General features: G+C 63.2%; 1 protein-coding gene. It reads left to right on the top strand.

Annotated features, from left to right (window positions below):
- Positions 1 to 250, top strand: a 250-nt coding sequence (locus tag FQ320_RS25440; protein WP_148476019.1) for a transposase, incomplete at both ends; no start/stop codon positions are given.

Below are 250 nucleotides of genomic sequence, written 5' to 3' on the forward strand. Positions count from 1 at the left end.
TCCGCCGCGCACAGACCATGCCGGGCGTAGGCCCTGTAACGGCTCTTGCGATCGAGACGTTTGCACCTGACCTGGCCACCTTCAAACGCGGTCGCGATTTTGCTGCGTGGCTTGGGCTCGTGCCTAAGCAGCACTCGACAGGCGGCAAGGCCCGGCTCGGGAAGACGTCGAAGATGGGACAGCGCGACATACGCACCCTTCTGGTCTCTGGAGCCATGGCAGTTCTTCAGGCTGTCGAGCGGTTCGACAC

Origin of the sequence: Oceaniovalibus sp. ACAM 378 (assembly GCF_008085915.1) — a bacterium.
Taxonomy (GTDB): Bacteria; Pseudomonadota; Alphaproteobacteria; order Rhodobacterales; family Rhodobacteraceae; genus Oceaniglobus.